General features: G+C 43.1%; 7 protein-coding genes. 4 read left to right on the forward strand and 3 right to left on the reverse strand.

Annotated features, from left to right (window positions below; translation table 11 throughout):
- Nucleotides 1-305 precede the first annotated feature (305 nt).
- A complete protein-coding gene (locus O9300_RS12150; protein ID WP_287971865.1) occupies nt 306-626 on the reverse strand; it encodes a hypothetical protein in 321 nt (106 codons plus the stop codon).
- A gap of 211 nt (nt 627-837) precedes the next feature.
- Between O9300_RS12150 and O9300_RS12155 the strand changes: the two genes are divergently transcribed.
- On the forward strand, nt 838-1,407 hold the full coding sequence (locus O9300_RS12155) for a tyrosine-type recombinase/integrase (RefSeq protein ID WP_287971866.1): 570 nt from the start codon (nt 838-840) through the stop codon (nt 1,405-1,407).
- A 124-nt stretch (nt 1,408-1,531) separates the two neighbouring features.
- Here the strand turns inward: O9300_RS12155 and O9300_RS12160 are convergent, their stop codons facing one another.
- Together O9300_RS12160 and O9300_RS12165 are read right to left on the reverse strand one after the other, a co-directional pair.
- On the reverse strand, nt 1,532-2,221 hold the full coding sequence (locus O9300_RS12160; RefSeq protein ID WP_287971867.1) for a DUF6788 family protein: 690 nt from the start codon (nt 2,219-2,221) through the stop codon (nt 1,532-1,534).
- A gap of 63 nt (nt 2,222-2,284) precedes the next feature.
- Nucleotides 2,285-2,533 (reverse strand): helix-turn-helix domain-containing protein, encoded by a 249-nt coding sequence (locus O9300_RS12165; RefSeq protein ID WP_287971868.1) that lies wholly within the window; start codon nt 2,531-2,533, stop codon nt 2,285-2,287.
- Between the two features lie 265 nt (nt 2,534-2,798).
- Here O9300_RS12165 and O9300_RS12170 point away from each other — a divergent pair, with 265 nt between their 5' ends.
- From O9300_RS12170 to O9300_RS12180, 3 genes are all read left to right on the forward strand, one after another.
- The gene (locus O9300_RS12170; RefSeq protein ID WP_287971870.1) at nt 2,799-3,821 is read left to right on the forward strand and encodes a hypothetical protein; all 1,023 of its coding nucleotides are present in this window, start codon (nt 2,799-2,801) and stop codon (nt 3,819-3,821) included.
- Between the two features lie 302 nt (nt 3,822-4,123).
- The gene (locus O9300_RS12175; protein ID WP_287971871.1) at nt 4,124-4,393 is read left to right on the forward strand and encodes a hypothetical protein; all 270 of its coding nucleotides are present in this window, start codon (nt 4,124-4,126) and stop codon (nt 4,391-4,393) included.
- Nucleotides 4,386-4,664, forward strand: a complete 279-nt coding sequence (locus O9300_RS12180; protein ID WP_287971873.1) for a hypothetical protein — start codon at nt 4,386-4,388, stop codon at nt 4,662-4,664. The genes O9300_RS12175 and O9300_RS12180 overlap by 8 nt, the downstream gene beginning before the upstream one ends.
- Nucleotides 4,665-4,911: the final 247 nt, after the last annotated feature.

Below are 4,911 nucleotides of genomic sequence, written 5' to 3' on the forward strand. Positions count from 1 at the left end.
CTGCTCTTTCTTCTTCTTTAAGAGCTTTTTGTAAGTTTTTCTTTTCTTCTAAGTCTAGGAAATCTTTGGCTGGCATAAGTAGGATTTTTCTAAAATTACTATTTCTATTTTAGGTGGTTTAAGTGCGTTTTAGCTTAATAGCGGAGAGGTCGGGGGTGGCTTGACTTGAATGGGATTAGCTGGATTTCGCCACATTGGACCGCTCCAAGAGTTCAATCCGTGGTTTATCGGTGGTCTAAGGTTCGTGGAGGAAAAACCAGGAGAAGTCGGAGGAGTATTTTTCTTAAATGGTGGAATGTTGCTCATTAAGATAAGCGATATCCCGAAGGATAGGGATTGTTACTAATTTCTTCTGCATACATCCAAGGCCGCTGGTTTAAACCGTTATTCTTGATTTGAGGATTAAGCGGTATGTAAACAAAAGATTGAAAATACAACTCACCGTCTCCACTCGCTTCGCCCATTGTAATGGTGACGTAGGGCGTGCGACCCCCTACGTTAGTCCCATCGAGGTTAAAGGTAGCCCCTCCGACTGTGGCTTTTAAAGCTGAAATCGAATGAACTATTAACCTTTCAAGAGTGTTAATGTTTTGGGGAATGTCATCATTGCGAACTATGGTAGTCATTTTATTTAACACTAGGGTTTTTTTTAAATAAATCAAAAAAGATAACTTAGAGCAAGTGCACAAAATAGATATTTTATGCACTTGCCTTAAATTGCCAAAACGTAGTCGGTGACTGTATCCTGTAGTTAGAGAGATTTAGTGCTAACAACAAGAGTACAGAATTTATCTTATTTTTAAATAAATTTTGTACTTTGTTGTAAGGTGAAAAAATATGAGAACTATTGGACAAGCTTCTGTACTAAGCGAGTTGGACTGGAAAAAATTAGAATCAGTGGCTAACCAAAAGCACCGCTTGTTGTGGGCTATCCTCAGATTCACCGCCGCTCGCATCACTGAAGCCTTAGAGCTACGGGGAAAGGATGTCTACAAAGATCTACGCAAAAAGATACCACTAGACGAAATCGTTTTTCGGCGCGAAACCCGGAAAGGCAAAGACAAAAATCATACCGTGCCTATTTGTACTGAATTACGTCTTAGATTGAAAGATTACACTCCTTCGGAAAACCCTGATGATTACCTTTTTCCCGGCATCAATGGACGGTTAAGCTATGAAGCGGCGCTAAGTTATCTCAAGAAATCGGCCGAAAAAGTCGGACTAGATGACAAAAAAATTGTCACTCACTGCGGCCGGCGCTCGTGTATCACTGAATTGTCACGCCGAGGGACGGACCTCCGAACCATTCAAGCCGTCAGCGGTCACTCTTCGATCGCTAACTTGCAGCGCTATATCGAAACCGATCCCGACCGGACTAAGAACGCACTAGAGGGAATTTTTGCTTAACTCCATATTTAGCGTCAGAGAAGCTGTGTCACTACGCTATATCTAGTGTTAAAGCCGCGAGCCGGATTTGCACCTGCTGGCAATGGGTCAAATATTGCCACTCTAAGTCGCAGCATCCAGTATTTTAACAAGATTTCTTGTCAATCTCGCACCGGCCTAAATATTTCGATCGCAGCTTGCCATTCTCTAACCATCTCCAGTAACGATATTGTTTCCCCTTGATAGTTTTGATTTCTTCGTAGCCATAGTTAGGGTGAGAGTTAGGGTGAGAGTTAGGGTGAGAGTTAGGGTGAGAGTTAGGGTGAGAGTTAGGGTGAGAGTTAGGGTGAGAGTTAGGGTGAGAGTTAGGGTGAGAGTTAGGGTGAGAGTTAGGGTGAGAGTTAGGGTGAGAGTCTTCTGACTCATCTCGAAAATGCAATTCTCTCGCTATCACCTCGTAAAAGGTTATCAGTTGATAGGTTGGAAGCGATCGGACATCTATCTCGATCGCATTTCCTGACTGGTCACTGTCCGGGGTCAAGGTTTCGATCGCATTTCCTGACTGGTCACTGTTCACTACCGACGGGGTTTCGATCGAGTCTTCATTCTCTAAGTCCCATTGGCTGATCGTCCGAGCGGGCAGTTGATATGTAGAAAGATCGATTAAAGGTAATTGACCGGGGGCAACTTCATCAGCCGGCCCAATCTCGTCTATCCCTACTGTCATCTCTCGCAGGTCTGAGAGGATGAGCTTGACTTTCTTTTTCCAGACTTGTTTAACCGTGGCCTTCTCTCCCTTGTAGGAGATGCGATCGTTTACAGCAAGGGTCATCATAGGAGTACATGAAAAATTTTTTGTCACTTTCCCCAACGAGGGGCTAATCGTTGGGGTGTTTTATTAGTTGGGGGAATCGTCGGGGATGCCGGTGGTGTCGATGCCCAAAGCGCTCATCACAGTTTTGGGTGATTGATTGAGAACACGACACATATCGGCCAAAACATTAGAGCTAGGGGATTTTTCCCCAGATACATAATATTGAACCGTCGAATATGCTTTACCCAGTGATTGGGCAAAACTTTTCTGCGTGTAACCAGCTTGCTCTATCAATGCCTTCAATTGTTTGTCGGTGTTTTTAGTTTCTTCCATTTTACCTCAAACACCACTATAGTGGGTTGACATATCAAGGCAATACCACTATAGTGGGTTTATAACTAAACAATATCCCTACCCCCTAGAGGCAATTTGACGGGTTGCATAGTTAGGGGATTGGGCTGTAGATAGTTTCGCATTCAGCACCAAAGTTAGTGATCTGCCTATGGATAAAGAAATAATCTCCTAGCTACCCAGAGGATGCTTTGCAATTGAGTTTCAGTCCTTCACTGTAGGGGCATTCTGCCCCTATTTTCCCAACATGAACACCACCATCATTCAAGATCGAATCCAGGAAGACTGTCCGGTTAAACCCGGTCACTGTCTCAACCCCTTTGAACCCTTGTTCGGTTCTGACATTCCAGGAAGTGAGCTAGGCCGGTCGCTCTACGATATGGCCATCAGCATCGAGGAGTCTTACGGACTAGGCGAGTTAATAGACGAGTTACCAGATCTAGTATTGGGAATCAAGAGAGATCTAACCTCTTGGTACGAAATCGGTTTAATCTCTTGGAAAATTAAGCTATGCAAAGGGTGGCGTAAGCGTTACACCTCTTTTAAGCAATTTTGCGAGAATGCTATCGGTAAGACTTCTAGTGCTGTCAATAATTGGATACGTTCCGCGCGGGTAATGAGTCAGCTAATTTCTGCCGGTTGCGATCGATTGCCGATGAATGCTTCGATCGCATTAGAGCTATCTAAATTCGGTGAGAATGACCTTTTAGAGGCATGGCGTGATATTTGCCGCACTTACGCGGACCACGAGCTAACCCTAGATAAGGTCAAGGCGCATCTCGAAAATCCTCAGGAGAAACTGCCTAACTCCAAAAAGGTGGACATCTCTCTTGCGTCGTGGCAAACGTTGCGAGAAAAAGCATCCGAGCTGGGAATGTCCCCATCTAAGTTGCTAGAGGAACTGATCGAGTCACTACTCCCTGATGATGACGATCCTAGCCGTGACACTATACCGCCGGACGAACCGGAATCGGAATTTAGCGACTGCCAATTGCTAAACGTCTTTGGGGACACTAAGGCATCAGCAGAAGAACTAGGAAAATACGGGTATGTCAGGGTTAGAACAGGAGTACATTCTTATAGCATAGTCTCTATTTCTGAACTCCAGGATGAGAATGAAAGCAATTATCTGATCACAAGTACGGGAGTGATTCCCCGATACACAAAGAGGTATCGAGAGAGTTTCAAGATAAACCCGGATGGAGTTTATGTAAAAAGTGATCCTACCCGTAACTGGACATTAACTAACGGCGTTTTAGAACTTTGTTAGGAGGAGTTATTTTATGCAAAATCGATCAATATATGCGCGGGTAGAATTTTATAATTTTCTATCCCACTATTTCTCGATCATCCACAAACTGCTAGGCTTTTGTTCTCAGCATTTAGAGCTCGCCGAAAGTTTCGCAAATACGGCTTTATCTTCCATTCCTGTCTCGACCGACTCAAATAATCTCAAGTCACAGCGAGATCAAATATCTAAACTGCAAAAGCAAATACAAGGCTACAAAAGGGAAGTTGACAATCTCTCAAACAAAATTAAGCAGAGCTTTTCCTACTGCAAGGAAAAAGAAAATGAATCAATTATCATCAGCCCAATTAACTCAAGAGACTAAAATTTCTTTCCTACGGGAGACTTTCTCTGATTATGGACTAGAGGCAATTTTAGGCGAATTAATCGATTTTGTTTCGGCTGAATATCCCGATCAGCTTCATTGCGCGGTTCTTTTAGCCTATTTAATCCCAGCTAAAAATTACACTGTTGTGCTGAATAATCGGGAAAATTTTCGACTAGACATGAACTATCCTAATTTTACCAATTGTGTAGAGGAAACTAATGGCTAATTTTTACTATGGCAGTGCTCAAGGACAAGCCGGCTGGATTAATTTAGATCAGGTTCTGGTTGTGATAATAGAGCTAGATAAATTAATCCTCAAAATGATGGATAAAAATGCTATCGCAATTGACGAAGAATACGAAGAATATAAAGATAATGACAAGCGACACAATCATGAAGATGTTCCCACGCAAGAGGAAGTAGAGGCTAGTATCTTTGAACCAGAAGACTGGGAACCCAAAGACTGCGATCTAGATGATGATGAGATACCCTTTTAACCTAATCGCACCCTATCGGCCACGGTCGAGGGGATGGGGTTAGGGTCCAAACCTGATCCTAGTCCGAGAGTGCCTTTTTAAGCGATTTCAAGCGTTAGCTTGCAGGCCTATCGTAAGGCTTCGAGGGCTTTTAAGAATTGTGCCTTTTAAAGTGAGATAGGGATTAAAAAACCCTACGGGAGTATCGTAAGGCTAATTCTTTTTAAATTCAATTCACTCCCATTATAACCGATGAAAATACTAGGGA

This window comes from Microcystis sp. LE19-195.1E (genome assembly GCF_027532095.1).
In the GTDB taxonomy this organism is placed as follows: domain Bacteria; phylum Cyanobacteriota; class Cyanobacteriia; order Cyanobacteriales; family Microcystaceae; genus Microcystis; species Microcystis aeruginosa.